Below are 19,331 nucleotides of genomic sequence, written 5' to 3' on the forward strand. Positions count from 1 at the left end.
AAATTTCCTCGCAATCTCATATACTTTGGATTACTTCTAATATTATGGAATAGCAGTCGAATTCAGGACAAAAGATCAGCGTCGTTGCATTTCTGCAACGGCGGCAAGACGGAGCGGCGATGTCAAACTTCCCGACTTTGTAGATTCGCTTTTTCCCTTACCGGCGCACAACTCGATATATTTTTGATCCAGGAAGCCGGCGGATAGACTGTTCGCGATCAGCCCAAATGCAAAACGACTCATGTCAGTTGATGGCGATGATAACGTGCGCGGCATCGAAAAGGGCGAATGCGGGCTTTCCTGGAGAGAGGCGAAGCGATTTGGCACTTTGCGCAGTGACGCTGGACGCAAGCGTCTTGCCTGCACCGATGTCGAGGACGATCTCGGCGCTCACGGTGGATGTCTCGCATCGGCTGACGATCCCACTGATGCAATTGCGTGCGGATGTCTTCGGCGCTGTTTTACCTGTAGCAATAGCAACGAATGGTGCCTTGATCAGCAGGGTCACCGGCCGGCCCGAGCATAGTCCCAACTCTTCCATGCTGGCGTGCGTGATAAGCGAATAGATCGTCGTTTGGGGCGAGACCGAAATTTCGACTTCGGCACTCAGCGTATCGGACACGATATTGATGATGCTGCCGCGGATCGCGTTGCGTGCGCTGGTCTTCATAAGAAATCCCGAGACAAGATCCAATGGAGAAACGCCGGCCTCGGCGAGCTCAGGTTCGATCGTTCGCAAGACGCGGGCCATCTCCGCTTCCATTCTTCTGAACGCCTCGATGACAGAGTGGCCAGTCGCCGTCAGCGTCGCTCCGCCGCCGGCGCGACCGCCAGCGCGCCCGACAAGCAACGGCTTGCCAAAAAGGTTGGCCATCACATCGAGACCGTCCCATGCGGCTTTGTAGGTGATGCCGACCGCCCGTGCCCCAGCTGAAATGCTGCCCTCGCGCGCAACCGCCTCGAGTAACCTCAACCGCTCCCGCCCGACCGCTGGAACGTTCTCGCCCTTCAAGGTGACCAGCGCTTCAATCGCCATCACGCCCTGCCCCGCGTTATATATTCGATATATATAACGCGTATTGCACCGGGAGCGAAGCCGAATCTGCAAATGCAAAACGGGCCGGAGCGATTGCTCCGACCCGTTTTTCCGATACCAGATCGATAATCTGGAACGAAGCTCAGACCTTATGCGTGCCAGTATGAATGATCGTGCCAACGTGCTCGCCACGCAAAGCGGCGGTGAGCCGTCCCGGTACAAGGCCATTCACAACCTGCACGCGCTCGATATGACGCGCAGTCGCCATGACCTCAGCCAAAGCCGTATCGACCGGCAACGTGCCCTTGAACTTTGCAAGATCGGCGACGCTCATCTCGCGAAGCAATTTCGCCGTCTTTCCTTCGGAGCCGTTGGGGTCCGCAGTAGACACCCCGTCGACATCCTCCACGATCGTGAGGCCGGCCGCACCCAGCGCATCGGCTAGCAGAAACGCGCCGGTATCCGCCCGGTGCTGCGGAATACGAGAGCCTGGAAACTCGTGATGGTGATACGGAGGAAAGGCGCTTCCGACCACGGCGCGGGCCGCGGTGAGGTGAATCGCCAACTGGCTCGCGATGGTCGGGTGCTCGATATAGGAGACGCCTTCCGGAGCGAGGAGCGAGGCGAGAATGTGGCCGTTCTGGCCGGCTTCGCTCGCAGCAAGCGGGGCCAGCGACCCGACCGGAAGGCCGAGATCGAGGCCAACGCCATAGACATGGCGCGCGCGGATTCCGGCACCGGTCAGGATCAGTAGACGGTGTTCAGGCAAAAGCTTTCGGATCTCGTCCACGATCGGAAGGATCGCGTCGCGGCCGCGATCCATGATGGAGCGGCCTCCGATCTTCACCACTTGCAGCCACGGCAGCAGCCGGATCGGCCGCTTGCCGGCGACGGGAGTGGTAAGTTCGCCGTCGAGCAGGGTCTGGCGCGCGAGCGGCGAGGCGACGTGCTTGATGGTGTCAGTTGTGTTGGCCATGACGTGTCCCTTTCAACTCGCGGTGATGATGGTGCCGACGTGCTCGCCAGCAAGCGCACGGGTCAGGTTGCCGGGGACAAGGCCATTCACAACCTGCACCTGACGAACGTGGCGTGCCGAGGCGAGCAGATCGAGCATGCGGAATTCGAGGATCGAGTCCTGCAGCCCCTTGGCCTTCATTTCAGCGACCGAGATCTTTGAAATCAGGGTGGCGCCTTTCGAGGTTTTCGGGTTTGCGGTGTAGAGGCCGTCTTCGTCCTTCACGAAGATCATCGCCTTGCACCCGAACTGTTCAGCGAGGAGGAAGCATCCAGCGTCGGTTCGGTAGGGAGGAATGACGCCCTCGGCGGCGGGACGCGTCCACAGGCCATAAGGCGGCATGCCGCTGAAGACGACGCCGTTCACCTCTGCAAGGTAAAGCGGCACAGCCGAAAGCCCGGCGCCATCGACCGCCGAGATCCCGTGCTTCGCGAGCAGCTGTCCCAGCATCACAGCGTTCTGACCGGCAACCGAGGCCCCGAGTTGCGTGAGCACGCCCGCCGGCAAGCCGAGCCCTGCCGCGATCGAGTAAAGATGCCGGGCCCGGGTTCCTGCACCCGTACCGATCAGCAGCTTGTGTTTCTTGCGGGCAGCGACGATCTCGTCCACGAGCGGATAGACCGCCGCGCGACCGCGATCGATCACGCTCTGTCCGCCGATCTTGAGAACCGTCGCGTCAGGCAAAATCCGAAAATCCGCCGATGCATCCGCAGCCGTTAGAAGTTGCGCGTCGGTCAGCGAGCGCTGCGTGAGCAGCTGCTCAAGTTCCGCAGTGGTGGCCATTGGGGCTTCCTTTCGTTTTGCGACGACCATCTGATCGAAGCCGTCATTCGGGGCGCAGGTCTGCCTTCAGCGATATCCCAGAGATGATCCGGCAGTCTCCGTCCGCCGAAAACAGTGGTGTGTCGCGGAACACATGTCAACCCGACTAAAGACGATAACTTGTTTATTTTCAATGCGTTATGTATATGTAGGTGATAGCGGCATCACTTGAAATTCGAGCTCGGCAATCATGTCGGTCTATGCGAACGGACCTGCATGTCGATCTCCCCACCACTTCGATAAAGAACGCCAAGCTCAATAATGAGATGCGAGTGGCAGGATCGCCCACTCACATCCTTCACAAAATGATTGTGAGCCTTTCCGGGATTACGGTCATCCCGGTACCCAGATCAGCGCGAGACGCTGACCCTCGTGGATCTGCGCGGGCGACGATCGCTTGGCTCGTCATATCCCTGTCGCGCACATATTCCATGAGTGCGCTGCTAACCAGAGAGAGGGCGCATGGATGTTCGCACATTCCCCCGATATGGTCGCAGGTGCCTCGTGGCCTGTCGAAGCAACCCGCCGCATGAACCGAATGTATCGGAGGCAAAGGCACTTTTACGACTCAACGCGGCGATACTACCTTCTCGGACGTGACCAGCTAATCGCCGATCTGCGGCCTGAGGCAGGCGCGGCCATTCTGGAGATCGGATGCGGGACCGGCAGGAATCTAGTTTTAGCCGCAGGCATGTACCCTCAGGCAAGATTTTTCGGAATCGATGTTTCAACGGAGATGCTGACATCGGCGATCTCGAGTATTTCGCGACACGGTCTGGAAGATCGGATTCGAGTCGCGCACGGCGATGCTACCGCGTTAGAGCCGCATCCCTTGTTTGGTACCGAGCGGTTCGATCACGTGCTTATCTGCTACAGCCTGTCGATGATACCAAACTGGCGTCGAGCGCTTGAGAGAGCTGTGAGCCGCTTAAAGCCCGGCGGCCGTTTACACATTGTCGATTTCGGCAGCCAGGAACAGATGCCGACGCTAGCCCGCACGCTGCTACTGAGATGGCTTTCGCTGTTCGATGTGACGCCGCGCAACGAACTGCAGAAAATGCTCACTGCGATGGCGCAACATACCGGAGCCCATTTGCGCTTTGATCGCCTTTTCCGCGATTATACCCAGTACGCCGTACTGACGCTTCCCGAGGGATCAGCGAAGCGGTGAGGACATGGCTTACGCCTGCGGCTCGGCGCGCAGGCAAGGATCACCTGCCCTAACCTTTCGCATGAGGGGCTGACCGGCCTTTATCCGCGCTGATTCCACCACGTTGCCGCAGAACTCGAAGTCCTCTGGCGTCAGCACAATGATCGTTGATCCGTGCTCGAACCAGCCGAGCTCCTCACCCTTTCGCACGCTTGCATCGCAGGAAAAACCCATCGGCCCTCTGGTTTGAGCGTTGAGGGTGGCATCGATGAAATGCAGCCGAATGCTCGCGACCAGAATCGCTGCCACCGGCACCAGGGTCAGCGCCTCCCCGGTTGTCAGCCGCATTTGAAGCACCGCCCGTTCATTCTTGCAGAACAGCCGCTCGACCCGTTTCAGTGCAATCGGGTTCACGTTCCATACGTCGCCATGAATGAAGGCCACGCGATCGATCCGGCAGTCATGCGGCGCATGAAAGCGATGATACATGCTTGACGTCAGCCGCAGGGTGATGAAACGGCCATTTCGGTGCGCATCGACCTGTGCCGGATCGCCGAGCAGGTCCAGTAGCGAATATGGCGCGCCCTTGATCTGAAAAAGCTGCGTGTCGACGATATTTCCAAACGCCCCGATGATGGCATCGCACGGGCTGACCACAATCGCGGGGTCGGCATCCGGCGGGCGCAAGCCTGGACGCAACTCCCGCGTAAAACAATCATGCAGGCTCTTGAAACTGGTTTTGCGCGCTTCGCTAAGGTCGAGGTCTGAAAACAGACGCCAGCAAGCCATCGAGAGATCCCGGATCAGGGGCTGTTCGATCTTGCTAAACCATCCCATGAACCAGGTTAGGGTTGCCCGCGGAATCCGGTTGGTCAGCAGGAAATTCAAATCCTCCTGCTGGGTCAGGCCCGAGATCAGTTTTCTCATTGTCATGAACCTGTCAGAGGCGTTGGATAGCGCTGGCGGCATGGATTTGCCTCTTCCGATTCTGGCCTTGTCTGCCGCCGCGGTTGCCGGCGCAGCAGTTGCCTTTCCCAAACTGAACGCCCGGTTGGCGCTTTCGCGGGCCAAACACCGCTCGCTGACCGGTCATTCCAAGTTGTCCAAGACGGTTGCCCGGCTGCTGCCGTTCTACGAGTTCGATAACAATGACTTCTTCGGTTCCGACGGCGCGCCGCGCGAAGTCGTCAAACAAAGGCGGGAAGCCTTCTTTCGGCTCGCGCGCCTTTATGAAGAACGCTACGCCAAGGGTCGACAACTGACCGCAGAGGCGTCGAGCCAGATCTCCGACCTGCGATTCACCGAGACCTATCGGGTGCCCTTTCAGTACAGCCGGATGGTGCGGGAGCATCTTTCGACCAGCGCCTTCATGCAGTCCTCGTGCGGCGTCACCGTCACCGACGTCGATGGCAATGTCTCCTACGACCTGGCCGGCTCCTACGGCGTCAATATCTTCGGCAACGACTTCTACAAGGATTGCATCGCCGCCGCGGAACAGCGCGCACATGCGTTGGGGCCGGTGCTCGGCCCCTACCATCCCGTGATTACGGACAATGTGCGCCGGCTCTGCGAGATTTCCGGTCTTGACGAAGTCTCGTTTCACATGTCCGGCACCGAAGCTGTGATGCAGGCAGTGCGGCTCGCCCGCTATCATACGCGCCGATCGCATCTGGTTCGCTTCGCCGGAGCTTATCATGGGTGGTGGGGCGACGTTCAGCCTGGCGTGGGCAATCCAATTTCTCCGCACGAAACCTATACTCTTGCCGACATGTCGGAGCGGACGCTCCATGTCCTGAGAACGCGGCACGATATCGCCTGCGTTCTCGTGAACCCCTTGCAGGCACTTCATCCCAACGGCAATGCACCGGCTGATTCCGCCCTGGTCGACAGCTCTCGCAAAAGCCAGTTCGACCGCGCCGCCTACGGAGAATGGCTGAAGCGGCTGCGCGAGGTCTGCACCGAGCGGAGCATCGTACTGATCTTCGATGAAATCTTCGTTGGCTTCCGTCTTGCCGCCGGGGGCGCGCAGGAATATTTCGGCGTCAGCGCCGACATGGTGACCTATGGCAAGAGCCTCGCCGGCGGTCTTCCCGTAGGTGCGGTCTGCGGTCGTAAGGATCTGATGCGACGCTTCCGCGACGATCGTCCCGCCGATGTCTGCTTCGCCCGCGGTACTTTCAATTCGCATCCCTACGTCATGACGGCGATGGGCGAGTTCCTGAGCCGACTCGCCGATCCGAACTTCCTGTCGATTTATGACGGCCTTGATGAGACCTGGAACGGACGCGCCAAGCAGCTGAATGACCTGCTCAGCGCGCGAGGCCTTGCGGTGCGGGTTAGCAACCTGTCGTCGATCTGGACGGTTCACTATACTGAGCCGTCCCGCTACAACTGGATGTTTCAATATTATCTGCGGGCCGAAGGGCTCGCCTTGAGTTGGGTTGGTACCGGTCGTCTGATCTTCAGCCTGAATTACAACGACGCTGACTTTTCCGTAGTCGCCGATCGCTTCGTGACGGCGGCCGAAAACATGAAGCGGGATGGCTGGTGGTGGCACAGTCCTTCGCTCACCAACAAGAGCGTACGCCGGCAAATCCTGAAGGAGATGATCACGCGAAGACGGCCGCGGTAAGCCAGCGACCGTCGTCGTGCGGATCATTTTCAGTTCGAGCGTGCTTTGCGCACTTGTACTTGTCCAAGGCCTGGATCGATCAACTCGCCCTTCATCAAATACAGCGGTGCTTTGTAGTATAGTTTGAGATCGTTAAACGGGTCAGTCAGGATCTTGGTCATCCACACAAGACCCGTCTCGACATCGCGAATGAAGAACAAATGAACGGTTCGAAATAGCACGCCGCCAATTCCAATTGCGAGCCATATTTTGGCGACTTGCCGCATGAAATCAGCCGGCGAGGCCCATGGCGTAAAGACACCAAACAGTGTCGGATCGAAGAAGAGAACCAGCGGCGAAAGCGCCCAGATGGCCATCAGAACGATCTTCCGATTCAAATTATATCCGACCTTGATATCCTCCTTGTGGTCGTGAGTCGCCTGGTTGACGTGGTCATAACCTTTCGGCTCGAAGAAGAAATGACCCGCCTGCCTCGTGGTCATAGAGAACAGCCAGCCGACCAATGCGGCGGCAACCGGGTCGACGAATAGCAAGGCATACGCAACGAGAAAGCTGAAGGCGCTGACAAAGTGCAGGCTCTGGTTGATGCGGCTGTGATGGTAAAAGCGATGGTCATCCCATCGTTGAATGCGCAGCTGATCTCGAAAGCTCATATTCATTCTCTGTCCAGAATACGGTTTATTCGGTTTACAAGGATTCGATGTACGCAAGATGACATTATGCAAATGTCACAAGACGCGTCGCGAGGATGCGCTCGCGCGGACCTCGATCGTCTCAATCAGGCGGCGACTGTCGTCGTGGTTTTTCGAATACGGAGCAGCGAGAAGTGGCCGAGCGGCGGTATCGGCCGGTTCTCCACCAATCCCATTTCGGCTGCACCTGCCAGCCATTGTGCATAGCGCGACCAGGTGAATTCGGCTGTCCGAAAGCCAAGCGGACGCACCACAGGTTGCAATCGACGCTCGATGAAGCGGCGCACCCCGGCATCGGCGCTGATCCGAGTCAGGATTATCAGCTCGCCGCCCGGCCGTAGCACGCGAGCGAACTCATCAAGGGCTGCTTCCGGGTTCGGTACCGCCGTCACAACATATTGCGCCATCACCACGTCGAATGAATTATCCGGAAATTCGAGCTTCTCCGCATCCATGACCGCGAGTTCTTCGACGTTCTTTAGACCGAGATCATTGACCCTGCGTTTCGCCTTTTGCAACATCGCTTCCGAAATGTCGGTACCGAAGATGCGAAGGTGGGATGCATATTGCGGTAGCGAGATTCCCGTGCCGACGCCAACCTCAAGTACGCGCCCGCCGACCCTGTTGGTTGCCTGAATAGCCGCCTTGCGACCCTTACTGAACACGCCGCCAAACACGAAGTCGTAAACCGGAGCCCAACGATCGTAAGCCTGCTCAACCGTCGCACGGTCGAAGTCCAGCTGCTCGACGTCATCCAGCTTAAAGATTTCTGCCATGATAATTTCGATTTCCTCTTTCTCGCCTGGTTAGCCCTGCGCAGCACTTGGCGCCATCAGGCGGCCGCGAGGTCGCAATGAACGGCTCGGCTGCAATGCACTAAGATTTCCGATGAACTGCCTTGCGCTATTTTCCCAGGAGCGTTGCAAGGCAAAATCCCTACAGGCCTCGCGTGAAATCCTGAGTGCGCGGATACAGGCGCTTCTTAAGTTCATATCCAATGCACCAACCGGAAAATCGGCAATCACATCCAACGGTCCGGTAACCGGAAATGCAGCGACAGGAGTGCCACATGCCAGCGCCTCGAGTTGCACAATGCCGAATGTGTCCGTCAGGCTTGGAAAAACAAAGACGTCAGCCGCGGCCAAGTGCGCGCTGAGTTCACGGCCGGTCTTCTCGCCCAGGAACTTGACTTTCGGAAACCGGATTTCCAGCTCCGGCTTCTGTGGCCCGTCGCCGACCACTACCTTGGATCCCGGCAGGTTCAGCGAGAGAAACGCGTCAAGGTTCTTTTCGACCGCTACACGACCTACGCTCATAAAAATAGGTCTCGACAAATCGAGCTCGGACGCATCATCGGGCGTGAACAACTCGGTATCGACCCCCCGTGTCCAGGTTCCGAGCTTTTTGAAGCCTCTCGCGGTCAATTGCTGCCTGAGCGAGGAAGTGGCAACCATCGTCATGGCCGCAGCCGCATGAAAATGACGGAGTACCGCATAGCTCATCGACAACGGGACGATCGAGCGTGCGGCGATGTATTCCGGGAAGCGCGTTGTATATGAAGTTGTGAAGGCCAGCTTCCGACGACAACAATAGTCTCGCACCATCCAACCGACCGGTCCCTCGGTCGCGATGTGAATGGCATCCGGTGACGCCGCTTCTATCCTGCGGGCAATCTCGCCGCGGCTTGGTAAGGCTACTCTCAACCCTGGATAGGTTGGAAGAGGCACTGACGGAAAGCCTTCCGGAGTCAAAAATTTGATGTCAGCTCCAAGCGCCGACGCGCTGCGGGCCAGCGACGTTAGTGTGCGGACTACGCCGTTAACCTGCGGATGCCAGGCATCGGTCGCCACCAGAATTCGCATCGAGGTCTCGAGTTTTGTGATTCTCAATTCCACGACGTTCGCCCAACGATGTTTCAAGCGTATGACGCATCGACAATGGACGGTCGCATCTTCCAATGCGACATTCTATCGAACATCACGGCCATTAGCTTTGCGGAGCTTTCGCTAATGGTCTGCAACTTAGACGAGCCTGCGACCTTGACCGGTCATCTAAGGCCGCAGAGACGGTTCCGAGATAAGCAAAGATCTATGCATGCATGAAATCTGGCTGTCACGAATCATCAGTAGATCACTTTTTGGACGCTAGGTCCTCCGACCCCTTTGGGCCAGCCGCTCCCGACTTGCCCGGTGCAGCGGTTGCGCCGGGCCTTTTCTTTTGAGACGGAACCGTGAGGCGATGGGTGACGAACGCTTCGTCTCCATTGAAGGCTTCCAAAACCTCACCACAGACCGGGCATCGGAATTCGCCGCCTTGATTGGGCAACGACACCAGCTCTAGTCGCCGGAACCCGGCTCCGCACTTCGTGCAAGCGACATCGGTCTGTCTCATGGCGCCCCTGTGTTTTATGGTCGTCATAATCGCTGTCACTTCGGATGATACGCTATCGCCCTTCATGAGGTGAAGGAAAAAGCATGACGCGCGGAGACGATACGTGGTGAGCACACCGGCGGATTTCTCTGCGGAAATGGGTACGCGGGTCACCGCGCATGCCCTGTATGTTGGAGACCGGATCAACACGGTGGGGTTCGAAGGCGAAGTGCTTTCGGCTCTTCCCCTCGCGATCCGGATTGGTGAGGCTCGTGTCGCTGTTTTGTTTCGCTACGGCGTCGCGGTGCTGATCGGCCTTTCACCCGAAGAAGAAGTCAAATTTTTGGAAGCGTTGAAGCCCCGGATCGGTGGCCAGCTCGTGCGTTTTGAGGAAGAAACTGCGATTGTCACGATCGCTAGTGAAACCGAAGATCAGGTTCAGGCGGGAGGTCCGCTTCAGTTGCGGGACATGTCGCCCGACAGGCTTCTGGTCGTTGCCGATGTCCTTGCGAAGAGCGTTGTGCTTGCCCATGACGAACGCGAAGTGGCAAAAGTGTTCGAGATCATCGAGCCATTTGCGAAAGAGTTGGCAGATCACGGACGTACTCGGCGTAACCGAAAAGGGATGCTGAAACTGCTCGGAAATGCTCTGCTGGTACAGCACCGTGTATCAGGCCGCGTTGCGGTAGCGGAAAAGCCGGATGTTTTGTGGGACCGTCCAGATCTGGAGCGGCTCTATGCACGGCTCGAAGACGAATACGAACTAAAAGAGCGCGTTGATGCGCTCAATCGGAAGCTCGCCGTAGTGGCCGAAACGGCCAACACTCTCGCTGACATCATCGATACGCGCCGATCGCTGCACCTTGAACTTATTATCGTCGTGTTGATTGCGGTCGAGATTATCGTCACCTTTTATCAAATTTATGCTGCTGGAGGTCATTGATCTGCTGTCGACTCCGCTTCCCGAGGCCGTACCATCCCGATCGGTTTGGAAGCTCGCTAGTTATCTATACTGACCAAACCTCGCTCGCCAGATCATCGCTCCGACGGCACTAGCAACTTTGTGCGGCCCGTCCGATGTCTCACAACGCCGGCCTTTTTATCACTCATCCGATCGGGTCCATGGCTTGCCGCGCGAGCGCTTGCTTTACCCCCTCGTCCGCTTCCATATGCGTGCGGTACGCTTTCAGCGCCGGATAGTCGCCGATTGACAGCGGCGTCTTCTCTGATGGCGAGATAATATTCCTTTTTCTGGTCGCCATAGGGAATGTTGTGAATTTCGACCGGGGCGTCGAGCCAGGCGACAGCGATGTTCGGCGAAAGCGAACAAGTGCCAGGCATCGTGTAGAGGGTCGGCATCTGATATTCTCCTTCTGTGCTTGGGTTCTGGCTGCGCGGACCACGCCAGTCGATCGTATGCCAGAATTCAATAGTCCAGACGAAACCGTTACTGCGCCGTTACCCTATCTCTCTTCGTAAAGAAGTGGCGAATTTGGTCAGTGTCGAGGGCCTGAAAAGCGGACAGATGTACGGACGGAGACCGCCACCCCACATAACTAGCATTAAAACGCCTCGCCATCAGAACGTTGAGTTTGGATTTGTCAGAGGAGAGACAACCCGTGGGCACGGAGATCGAACTCAAGCTCACCACGTCGAAAGACGGTCTGCACCGGGCGATGATGCTGCCTTGGTTAAAAAAACAGGCTAGTGAAAGCGGCCGCAAGCAAGCACTCACATCGGTCTATTTCGACACCGACGATTTCGCTTTGCGCGAACACGGCGTCAGCTTGCGGGTGCGCAAGGTTGACGGATATCGACTTCAAACCATCAAAGCCAATTCCAGTGCGCTTATAACGCGCGACGAGTGGGAAACAGCAATCGACCGCGATCAGCCAAATCTGGAGTTCGCTCGCGACACTGCACTCGCGCCGCTACTGACTGCAGAGCTTACAGAGCGGCTGAGTCCCGTCTTCGAGACGCAGGTGGAGCGCGTGGTCATTCCCTTGCATTTTGGCAACAGCGACATCGAACTTGCCTTCGATCACGGTCGCGTGGCCACCATGGATGCGAAGCTCGACCTGGCGGAAATCGAGATCGAATTGAAATATGGTGATCGGCGTGACGCGGCACGACTTGCAAAAAGGCTTGCGCGCAGCATTCCCATCATGCTGTCCGTGGGTTCCAAGGCAGAGCGAGGCTATGCGTTGCTCGAGGGCGCGCTGGATGCCCCTGTCTTTTCCGAGCCGGTCACGATTGCGAAAAAGGCCACGGTCGCCGAGGCTTTCATCGCGGTGAGCTTCGCCTGTCTGCGCCAAATCGCGGGGAACTACGGCGCTGTGCGGCACGGCGATCCCGAAGGCATTCACCAAATGCGGGTCGGCTTGAGACGGCTGCGCACGTCGCTATCGCTGTTCAAGAAGATATTGCACGATGGCAAGGTCACCAAACTGAAACGAGAGCTGAAATGGCTCACTGGGCAGCTCGGTCAGGCGCGCGACTATGATGTTTTCGTCAGGAAGGCCCTAGTTTCGTATCGCGCTGAGCACAGGGATCGGCGCGAGCTCGAAATACTGCAGAATGAACTCGAAAGAACCCGCAACGCTGGTTTCGCAACCGCGAGAGCGGCCGTTGACAGCGAACGTTTCCGTCGCCTTTTGCTGGACGTCGCGTTAAGGCTGCTCGATAGCGGGTATCACAACGACAGTGATGCTCTAGCGCGGGCTTTAGGTGGATGCCCGGCGCGGACGTTCGCGCAGAACGAGCTGGCGCGCCGTATCCGCAAGATCAACAAGCGGTTACGCAAGCTTAAGCAGCTTGATGGGCGTAGACGTCACAAACTGCGGATTGCAGCGAAGAAGGTACGGTATGGTCGCGAATTCTTTAGGACTCTCCGCACCGGTGGCCGAAAGTCCGGGCGTAAGCTCGATCACGCCCTGGAAAAGCTACAGAGTGGGCTCGGCGACCTCAACGACATGCGGATGCATCTTCAGCAAGCACTCGACTTCGCGCGATCCAGCCCAGCAGCACAAAGGGCTTTCGCGATTGGCTGTCTCATCGGCCACGAGGAGGCTACTGCAAACGACGTACTGGCGGAGGTGATTGCGGCGGGGAAGCGCTTGCGGAAGACGGCATGACTTCTCTGCAGCGAACGAACCGGTCGCTTGGCTAATCCGGAAGCCGCCGGTCTGTCATACTCCGGTTCGGTGGCTTCGTTGTAAGTCGGTCTGCCTCTCGTTCAGGCGTAGTGGGCGCACGGCTGCCCTCTGACAGTAACCCTGCCTTCGAAGCGGTTGATCGAAAACATGGCCGGTCGGGCTATGATTTCACATGAACTGTAAAGCGTGCTTGCAAGACAGGACCTTTATCATCACGAACCTCAACCGCTAAAAGACCGCCCTGACCGTCGATACGGCGACTACGGATGGCATCCTTTGCAAGGTCAGCTAACGATAGCGCGGCTTCCTCCTGTGCAGAGTGGGACGAAGCGAGCTCAAGCCCTTCATCATCGGGCATAAGGTCATCTCCATCGCGCAAATCGAAATAGTAACGAGTCATCGGCAAGTCCCTGATCAATCGGATACAACCCGTAAGCGCCAGATTTGTTCAGCCGCGCGTGCGTCTGCGGGTGATAAGGTTCGCCAAGTTCGTAAAGCTCGAAGACAACCGCGTGATGACGCCGTCTGGAGCTGCGGTGCTGACTACTTAATTTCCGTCACGGGGAAGCAAATCGTTGTCGACCGATCACGGAATTTCGCCGAGATCACCAAGGCGATTTTCAGCACCGATATGGACACACTCACACTGAATGTCGAAAAACGGCCTGTCGGTATCATCACTCTGGCTTAAGGCAACGGCGGTAACGGCTCGAGTGTGATCAGCGACCACACTGAGGTCCCGCACATTAGCCGTCTGGTTGAGCACACCCTGAAGGAACTTGAACTGAGCTCCAGGCCGAACCCGCAGGAGCCGGATTAACCCTCTATCGGTCATCCAGGGTGGGAAAGGTGTCCTCATGCTGGAGCTCAACTCACCGCGCAGAGGCGCAAGCTCTCCGGAGGCGCGAGCCAGATCTGGGACGACAATAATCCGGCGGTCGGGCTAGCTTAAATGACAGTTTTGCGACAAAAAAGCGCATAGCACAGATTTATTTTCAGGATCAACATGCCCGAAAATGCCGGTCTTCAATAGGGCTGGCGTCCGGTCGCACTATTGCGCCGCCGAACGAGCCCGGAGATTGATCCATGAGGTGCTCGAGCTCTCTGCGCACCACCATTCTCGCTGCGACCATCGCTATGCTCGGCGTGAGCGTCCAGGCCAGGCCGATGCCGACACACATGGCGACGATAAAATCGATCGTTCATCAAAACACTACCGAAGCGCGCTGGGGCAGCGGCTGGCGCACCGGGGCTGGGGCTACCACGACTATGGCTACCCGTCCCTGTCCTGCTATGATAGCAGCCCTGGGAACGGCTACGGCTATAGCGGCAGCTATTGTCCGCGCCCTTTGGCGGCCACGCCGGGTAATAAGGTCCAAAACCGGGACCTCTGGAACGACCCTATTGATAGGTTACCCTGGACAGATTGATGGACTTTCCGAAAAGGAGGGTTCTGCTTTATCTTAGCCGCAAGGATTGCAGATGAAGCAGAAATCCGGGCCGGGAAAACGCCGGCAGACCAAATTTTGAAGGACATCCGCCGACAGACACGTCGACATTATCCGGCAGAAGAAAATATCCGCGCACAGGTGGCCTTGAAGCGTTGGCCGATCATCGCTCACAACCCTCCCCCGTCTGAGATCGTATCTCGTCATCATTCGGGCATCGCTGCACAGTGGTGTGAGCAGACCGATCAAGCTCCGACGATACCACCATCCTCGCGGGTAATCACAAGCGTCGCCGACCGCGGCACTGCTGAACCGCCGGCTGGCCAGTGGCTACCAAGACGTCCTTGCGCAAACTCATCGGCGCTCGTATGCGCACCTGGATGCTGGACGTTGACGAACATGGTGCGGCCGTCCGGCGTCGTCGTCACGCCAGTGATCTCCTGCCCCAGCGGTCCTGTCAGAAATCGACGAATCTCTCCCGTCAGTGGATCTGCGCATAGCATTGCGTTGTTTCCGAACGGCTCATAGCGGCCCTTGTTCAATGCGCAGTCGCCAATGTCGGTCTGGATCCACAATCGGCCGTTGGCGTCGAACCACAGCCCATCAGGACAAGCGAACAGGCTGTTATCGTCCAGCGGACGCCCAGTCAGGTCGCGGCCAGAGGCCGGGTCGCCACCAATGACAAACAGATCCCAGCGGAAGCTTATCGCTGCGTGGTCAGCGCCTTCTTCGGTCCAACGCACGATATGCCCGAAATAATTCTCAGCGCGTGGATTTGCCTTGTCGACCTCATCCGGCTTGCGCTTAACATTGCTCGTGAGACTGAAGTAGACCGCGCCGGTCGTTGGCTCAATCGCACCCGATTCCGGCCGGTCCATACGGGTGGCGCCGACATGTTTCGCCGCGGCGCGGGTGTTGACCAGCACCTCGGCCTGACTGCTGAATCCGTTTTCAGACGTCAGGCCGTTCTGACCAACCGCAAGCGCCAGCCAGTCGCCGCTCCCGTCATCATTGAACCGCGCGACATATAGCGTTCCGTCATCGAGCAGATGGCCGCCCGCGCTGGCGTTGCTATAGGGCTGCGCGCTGACGAATTTGTAAATGAACTGGAACATGGCATCGTCGCCAGAATAGCAGACCAGCGGCTTGCCTTCGATCGTCGGCGCGAAGACAACACCCTCATGCGCGAAGCGCCCCAGCGCGGTGCGCTTGACCGGTACCGCACCGGGTCGCGATGGATCGATCTCCACCATCCAGCCGAAGGCGTTTGGCTCGTTGCGATAGTCCTCGGCCGGGCTTTGCGCTTTGCGCGAGGCATCGAAGCGAACGAAAGCATCGTCGCCGTTGTCGGCCAGTTCCCAATGATAGCGCGTCTTGCCGCGCGGCACCCGATACTGGCTGTGTTCCCGCGGCTGATCCGGCTTGCCTTCCTTGCTGTCGTCGTTGCGAAAATACAGCGCCCAGTTCTCTTCTGCGGCAAGATAGGTGTTCCACGGTGTCGCGCTCGACGCACAATTGCTCAGCGTACCGCGTACGCAGGTGCCGTCTGGGCTGTATTTCGTTTTGACGAAGTCGCTCCCGCGCACGGGTCCAGCCAGCTCCATCGGCGTGAGCGCCGTGACGCGGCGATTGCGAGGATCGGCGACAGTCGCCCATCGGCCACCGGCCTCGCGGCGGATTCGAACGACACTAACACCATGCGCATTCATTTCCTTGAGCACCTCGTCAGCCGGTCGGCGGCCATCGATGAGATATGCATCTTCGGCGCAGAGTTTGAGACCGGAGGCGGAGATGTGCACTAACCGCGGCTCGACGTATTCGTGGTTGATAACAAGTAGCCCGTCATCGGTATGGCCATCGATTGCGAAGAAATGCATCCCGTCATGGTGACTACCGACCTGCATCGCCTGATCCTCGCCGCTGTTGTCGATCGTGAAGGCTGGCATGCGACCCAGGATTGGCTCACCCCATGGCAGGATGAACTGCACGCGGTATCCTTCGGGGACGGCCACTCTATCGGCACGGCTGACCGGGACTGCTTTGAAATCGAGGCGGCCCTCGCCGGCTCTTCCATCACCAGGGCGGACGAACAACGCGGCGACCGCTGTAGCCAGCGCGCCAGCGAGCACGTCCCGGCGCTTCAAACGCCGCACGACAAGATCGCCAAAACGCGGGTTTCCAGTCTCAAGGCATGGTGGCTCATCACCGCCGTCGCCGCGAATAATCTCGATGGTCTGGCTCATCTCGGACCTCAAATAAAAGGGTTCGAAATTACCGCTGCTGTATGACAGTTAGTTCACGCCATCAATGGCAGGCGAAAATGGTCTAAGCCCGATGGTTCTATAAGGACGATCTGAAAGATCAGCTTGGCCATTTGATTAGTCCCTTTTATTGTTCCTGCTCCAAGGACGAACTGCTCACACAATTCCGGCAACGCTCTGGAATTTCTGATCACACCGGCCACGACTGAAAATCGGGCCTGCGTGCCATCGCTAACATCAACAGGAGAATTACAAATGTCCGAAGTTCGTCCGCCAGTCCCGCCGTTCACGCACGAAACCGCAGTCCTCAAGGTGCGAGGAGCCGAGGACGGCTGGAATTCCCGCAATCCAGAAAAGGTCAGCCTCGCATATACTTTGGACAGCCGCTGGCGGAATCGGAATGAGATTTTCTCCGGCCGCAAGGCGATCGTCGAGTTCCTGACCCGCAAATGGGAGAAGGAACGAGAATATCGCCTCATCAAGGAATTGTGGGCATTCAGCGATTCACGCATCGCCGTGCGCTTTGCGTACGAATGGCAAGACGCGGGCGGCAATTGGTTTCGCTCTTACGGTAACGAAAACTGGCAGTTCAACGAAGCTGGCCTCATGGCTGTTCGCCATGCCAGCATCAACGACCTCTCGATCACAGAGAACGCACGCCTCTTCCATTGGGCTATCGGCGGCCGCCGCCCGGATGATCATCCGAGCCTGAGTGATCTCAATCTTTGAGTATCCTAGATCTCCTGCCTCCTCGGCCACGCACCGTGTTCTTCAGGTCGCCGATCGCGGTGAAGCGGGTTGTCCCGCTTACCGCAACCTCTGTAGTGCGGAGATTAGAGACCGATTTTGGTTTGCCAAACGAGCATTAACGACGCCTGACGATCTCCGGCCCAAGCGGAATCGCTTCAAAGTTTATTATAATTTGCTGAGATACTTCTTCCCACAAAACGGATCTGGGAAGAAATATGGGTAAGCGGGCCAAACGTGGAAAGACAGAATCGATAACACTTCCGGTCGCAGGAAGAGTTGCGGTCGGCGTCATGGCCGCTGCCGCATTGGGGTACATTTTTCTGTCTCGCCCTGCGAGCGTCGAACCAATACGGAGGCCGTCCGCGCGCTCAGTCCAGGCACCGTCGACTCCGGCTCACGTATCAACTTCAGTTCGTGCAGCGTCAACTCAAGCTGCAATCCCTGCCCCGACGCCTCGGGTCGAAACACCAAAAGCCGCTGACGCTCCCGGTAGACTTGTTCGGCAGGTGGTTGACTACGTCAGCCACCAGACGCCAGGCACGGTCATCATCGATACAGGAAACACATTCCTTTATCTCGTTTTGAACGACGGGCAAGCGATGCGCTACGGTATCGGTGTTGGCCGCAAAGGTTTTACATGGTCCGGCGAGCAAGCTGTGGCCCGCAAAACAGAATGGCCGGATTGGCGTCCACCTGCAGAGATGCTGTCTCGTCAGCCTTATCTGCCACGCTTTATGGCAGGCGGTCCCGGCAATCCACTCGGCGCTCGGGCGATGTATCTGGGCGAGACCGAATATAGGATTCACGGCACCAACAAGCCCGATACGATTGGTAAGCGGGTTTCGTCCGGCTGTATTCGGCTGACCAATGAGGACGTGATGGACCTTTATGAACGAGTGAAAGTCGGAGCGAAAGTGATCGTGCTTCCGGTAACCGCTGCTCAGCGACCATTGCAGGGAACCCCGTCCGACCCCGCCTTCCGATCGCCGGACCCGGCATTGCCATCGAACCGGCCCTCGGCAACCAACACGCTGGCGCCATCATCTCGACCGAAGATGGCCAAGGCTCAGTAACTTCACCCGCAGCCTATGTTCCTATTCGAGAGTTAAATGGGTGATGCGGGGACTAAATAGTCGTCGACAGACCCGGAGCGCCCCGTTTGGTCGAAGCGGGCGTGGATGGCGCGTAAGAGGCGAAGACAACGCCAGCGATCAGACGCCAGCGTGGATCCACTACAATTCTGAAGGATCATCCGGCCTTAGATAAGGGCCATAGAGCACGTCCTGCCGCCACTCATAGAGCTTCACAACAACAGCACCCATCGCAACCACAACAAAAAATAGAGCTACCTCGAACATCGTCGATCTCCAATCGTGCGACAACACTTCGATCGACGCGATGGATCGGTCAACGATATCTAGGGGGTAGTGTTAATATGCATAGCGGGCGGGCATCGAGCCGTCGCGTTGCAGTTCCAGATTTAACCCGAAGCCGCAACATCAAGCTTAATGCGCGAGTTTCATTGCGCGGAGACTCAGGAAGGCTAAAGCTTCTTCTCACCGGGCAATTGCCACTAGCCCGGGCCCATCCTGACGAAGCCGCCGGCGATGATATTCCGCTCGGCGGTTTCGTTTTAGATACGGCGCCACGACGCCAAATATGTCCCGTAGTTCTCGTCCTCTACAACGGGTGACGACTCTCCCCGGCAAGAAAAAAGAGCCGGCCTTGTCAGCTCCAGACCAGACTCAAGTCAAAGCTCGACGCGCATTACGTGCCTGAAGTTAGGCGGTGAAGGCCAGATTTGCCACAGACACTTCGGGAGATAGACCGGCCCTTAATCCAGTAAAAAGCTGAGATTGTTACCGGCACAGCGAGCGCCAACCACGAAACCGCGTCCGAAAGACCATTGCCCAAAAGAGCAAACGTCAGCCCTGCTGTGGTGACAGCGGCTATAAGGACAGGCACACGGAAAACTTCCCAAACCGTTCTGTGAACGACTT

Annotated in this window: 16 protein-coding genes; 6 read left to right on the forward strand and 10 right to left on the reverse strand. The window is 57.7% G+C overall.

What is annotated here, in order from left to right; genetic code table 11:
- Positions 1-244: 244 nt before the first annotated feature.
- From ACM561_RS11555 to ACM561_RS11565, 3 genes are all read right to left on the reverse strand, one after another.
- On the reverse strand, positions 245-1,036 hold the full coding sequence (locus ACM561_RS11555; protein ID WP_425905214.1) for a TOBE domain-containing protein: 792 nt from the start codon (positions 1,034-1,036) through the stop codon (positions 245-247).
- 142 nt (positions 1,037-1,178) lie between these two features.
- Positions 1,179-2,012 carry a molybdenum storage protein subunit alpha gene (locus ACM561_RS11560; protein WP_425905215.1) on the reverse strand — a complete coding sequence of 278 codons (834 nt, stop codon included), beginning with the start codon at positions 2,010-2,012 and terminating at the stop codon, positions 1,179-1,181.
- Between the two features lie 12 nt (positions 2,013-2,024).
- Entirely contained in the window at positions 2,025-2,834 is an 810-nt protein-coding gene (locus ACM561_RS11565) for a uridine kinase (RefSeq protein WP_425905216.1), read from the reverse strand.
- Positions 2,835-3,339: 505 nt separating this feature from the next.
- Between ACM561_RS11565 and ACM561_RS11570 the strand changes: the two genes are divergently transcribed.
- A complete protein-coding gene (locus tag ACM561_RS11570; protein ID WP_425905218.1) occupies positions 3,340-4,044 on the forward strand; it encodes a class I SAM-dependent methyltransferase in 705 nt (234 codons plus the stop codon).
- Between the two features lie 9 nt (positions 4,045-4,053).
- Here ACM561_RS11570 and asd read toward each other — a convergent pair whose 3' ends face one another.
- A complete protein-coding gene (gene asd / locus ACM561_RS11575; protein ID WP_425905220.1) occupies positions 4,054-4,956 on the reverse strand; it encodes an archaetidylserine decarboxylase in 903 nt (300 codons plus the stop codon).
- A gap of 34 nt (positions 4,957-4,990) precedes the next feature.
- Here asd and ACM561_RS11580 point away from each other — a divergent pair, with 34 nt between their 5' ends.
- Positions 4,991-6,655, forward strand: coding sequence for an aminotransferase class III-fold pyridoxal phosphate-dependent enzyme (locus ACM561_RS11580; protein WP_425909725.1), 1,665 nt, complete (start codon positions 4,991-4,993; stop codon positions 6,653-6,655).
- Between the two features lie 29 nt (positions 6,656-6,684).
- On the opposite strand, the gene ACM561_RS11585 is transcribed toward ACM561_RS11580, so the two are convergent.
- From ACM561_RS11585 to ACM561_RS11595, 3 genes are all read right to left on the reverse strand, one after another.
- Positions 6,685-7,308: a hypothetical protein gene (locus ACM561_RS11585; protein ID WP_374708908.1), complete on the reverse strand. Its 624-nt coding sequence runs from the start codon at positions 7,306-7,308 to the stop codon at positions 6,685-6,687.
- A 125-nt stretch (positions 7,309-7,433) separates the two neighbouring features.
- On the reverse strand, positions 7,434-8,123 hold the full coding sequence (locus ACM561_RS11590; protein ID WP_425905221.1) for a methyltransferase domain-containing protein: 690 nt from the start codon (positions 8,121-8,123) through the stop codon (positions 7,434-7,436).
- 30 nt (positions 8,124-8,153) lie between these two features.
- Entirely contained in the window at positions 8,154-9,209 is a 1,056-nt protein-coding gene (locus ACM561_RS11595; RefSeq protein ID WP_425909727.1) for a glycosyltransferase family 4 protein, read from the reverse strand.
- A gap of 665 nt (positions 9,210-9,874) precedes the next feature.
- Between ACM561_RS11595 and ACM561_RS11600 the strand changes: the two genes are divergently transcribed.
- Entirely contained in the window at positions 9,875-10,660 is a 786-nt protein-coding gene (locus tag ACM561_RS11600) for an RMD1 family protein (protein WP_425909729.1), read from the forward strand.
- 676 nt (positions 10,661-11,336) lie between these two features.
- Positions 11,337-12,851 (forward strand): CHAD domain-containing protein, encoded by a 1,515-nt coding sequence (locus ACM561_RS11605; protein WP_425905222.1) that lies wholly within the window; start codon positions 11,337-11,339, stop codon positions 12,849-12,851.
- A 181-nt stretch (positions 12,852-13,032) separates the two neighbouring features.
- Here ACM561_RS11605 and ACM561_RS11610 read toward each other — a convergent pair whose 3' ends face one another.
- On the reverse strand, positions 13,033-13,272 hold the full coding sequence (locus ACM561_RS11610; protein ID WP_425905223.1) for a DUF6894 family protein: 240 nt from the start codon (positions 13,270-13,272) through the stop codon (positions 13,033-13,035).
- A 1,293-nt stretch (positions 13,273-14,565) separates the two neighbouring features.
- Positions 14,566-16,563, reverse strand: coding sequence for a PhoX family protein (locus ACM561_RS11615; protein ID WP_425905224.1), 1,998 nt, complete (start codon positions 16,561-16,563; stop codon positions 14,566-14,568).
- 273 nt (positions 16,564-16,836) lie between these two features.
- Here ACM561_RS11615 and ACM561_RS11620 point away from each other — a divergent pair, with 273 nt between their 5' ends.
- Both ACM561_RS11620 and ACM561_RS11625 read left to right on the forward strand, forming a co-directional pair.
- Positions 16,837-17,310 (forward strand): DUF1348 family protein, encoded by a 474-nt coding sequence (locus ACM561_RS11620; protein WP_425905226.1) that lies wholly within the window; start codon positions 16,837-16,839, stop codon positions 17,308-17,310.
- 236 nt (positions 17,311-17,546) lie between these two features.
- On the forward strand, positions 17,547-18,404 hold the full coding sequence (locus ACM561_RS11625; protein ID WP_425905228.1) for a L,D-transpeptidase: 858 nt from the start codon (positions 17,547-17,549) through the stop codon (positions 18,402-18,404).
- 159 nt (positions 18,405-18,563) lie between these two features.
- Here ACM561_RS11625 and ACM561_RS11630 read toward each other — a convergent pair whose 3' ends face one another.
- Positions 18,564-18,689 carry a hypothetical protein gene (locus tag ACM561_RS11630; protein ID WP_274533977.1) on the reverse strand — a complete coding sequence of 42 codons (126 nt, stop codon included), beginning with the start codon at positions 18,687-18,689 and terminating at the stop codon, positions 18,564-18,566.
- Between the last annotated feature and the right edge of the window lie 642 nt (positions 18,690-19,331).

It is taken from the genome of Nitrobacter sp. TKz-YC02, assembly GCF_049852135.1.
GTDB lineage: Bacteria > Pseudomonadota > Alphaproteobacteria > Rhizobiales > Xanthobacteraceae > Nitrobacter > Nitrobacter vulgaris.

What these genes read in the sequence shown, in the direction of transcription:
- ACM561_RS11555 (WP_425905214.1), bottom strand. Translation starts at nt 1,036, where the DNA reads ATGGCGATTGAAGCGCTGGTCACCTTGAAGGGCGAGAACGTTCCAGCG.
- ACM561_RS11560 (WP_425905215.1), bottom strand. Translation starts at nt 2,012, where the DNA reads ATGGCCAACACAACTGACACCATCAAGCACGTCGCCTCGCCGCTCGCG.
- ACM561_RS11565 (WP_425905216.1), bottom strand. Translation starts at nt 2,834, where the DNA reads ATGGCCACCACTGCGGAACTTGAGCAGCTGCTCACGCAGCGCTCGCTG.
- ACM561_RS11570 (WP_425905218.1), top strand. Translation starts at nt 3,340, where the DNA reads ATGTTCGCACATTCCCCCGATATGGTCGCAGGTGCCTCGTGGCCTGTC.
- asd (WP_425905220.1), bottom strand. Translation starts at nt 4,956, where the DNA reads ATGACAATGAGAAAACTGATCTCGGGCCTGACCCAGCAGGAGGATTTG.
- ACM561_RS11580 (WP_425909725.1), top strand. Translation starts at nt 4,991, where the DNA reads ATGGATTTGCCTCTTCCGATTCTGGCCTTGTCTGCCGCCGCGGTTGCC.
- ACM561_RS11585 (WP_374708908.1), bottom strand. Translation starts at nt 7,308, where the DNA reads ATGAGCTTTCGAGATCAGCTGCGCATTCAACGATGGGATGACCATCGC.
- ACM561_RS11590 (WP_425905221.1), bottom strand. Translation starts at nt 8,123, where the DNA reads ATGGCAGAAATCTTTAAGCTGGATGACGTCGAGCAGCTGGACTTCGAC.
- ACM561_RS11595 (WP_425909727.1), bottom strand. Translation starts at nt 9,209, where the DNA reads ATGCGAATTCTGGTGGCGACCGATGCCTGGCATCCGCAGGTTAACGGC.
- ACM561_RS11600 (WP_425909729.1), top strand. Translation starts at nt 9,875, where the DNA reads ATGGGTACGCGGGTCACCGCGCATGCCCTGTATGTTGGAGACCGGATC.
- ACM561_RS11610 (WP_425905223.1), bottom strand. Translation starts at nt 13,272, where the DNA reads ATGACTCGTTACTATTTCGATTTGCGCGATGGAGATGACCTTATGCCC.
- ACM561_RS11615 (WP_425905224.1), bottom strand. Translation starts at nt 16,563, where the DNA reads ATGAGCCAGACCATCGAGATTATTCGCGGCGACGGCGGTGATGAGCCA.
- ACM561_RS11620 (WP_425905226.1), top strand. Translation starts at nt 16,837, where the DNA reads ATGTCCGAAGTTCGTCCGCCAGTCCCGCCGTTCACGCACGAAACCGCA.
- ACM561_RS11625 (WP_425905228.1), top strand. Translation starts at nt 17,547, where the DNA reads ATGGGTAAGCGGGCCAAACGTGGAAAGACAGAATCGATAACACTTCCG.
- ACM561_RS11630 (WP_274533977.1), bottom strand. Translation starts at nt 18,689, where the DNA reads ATGTTCGAGGTAGCTCTATTTTTTGTTGTGGTTGCGATGGGTGCTGTT.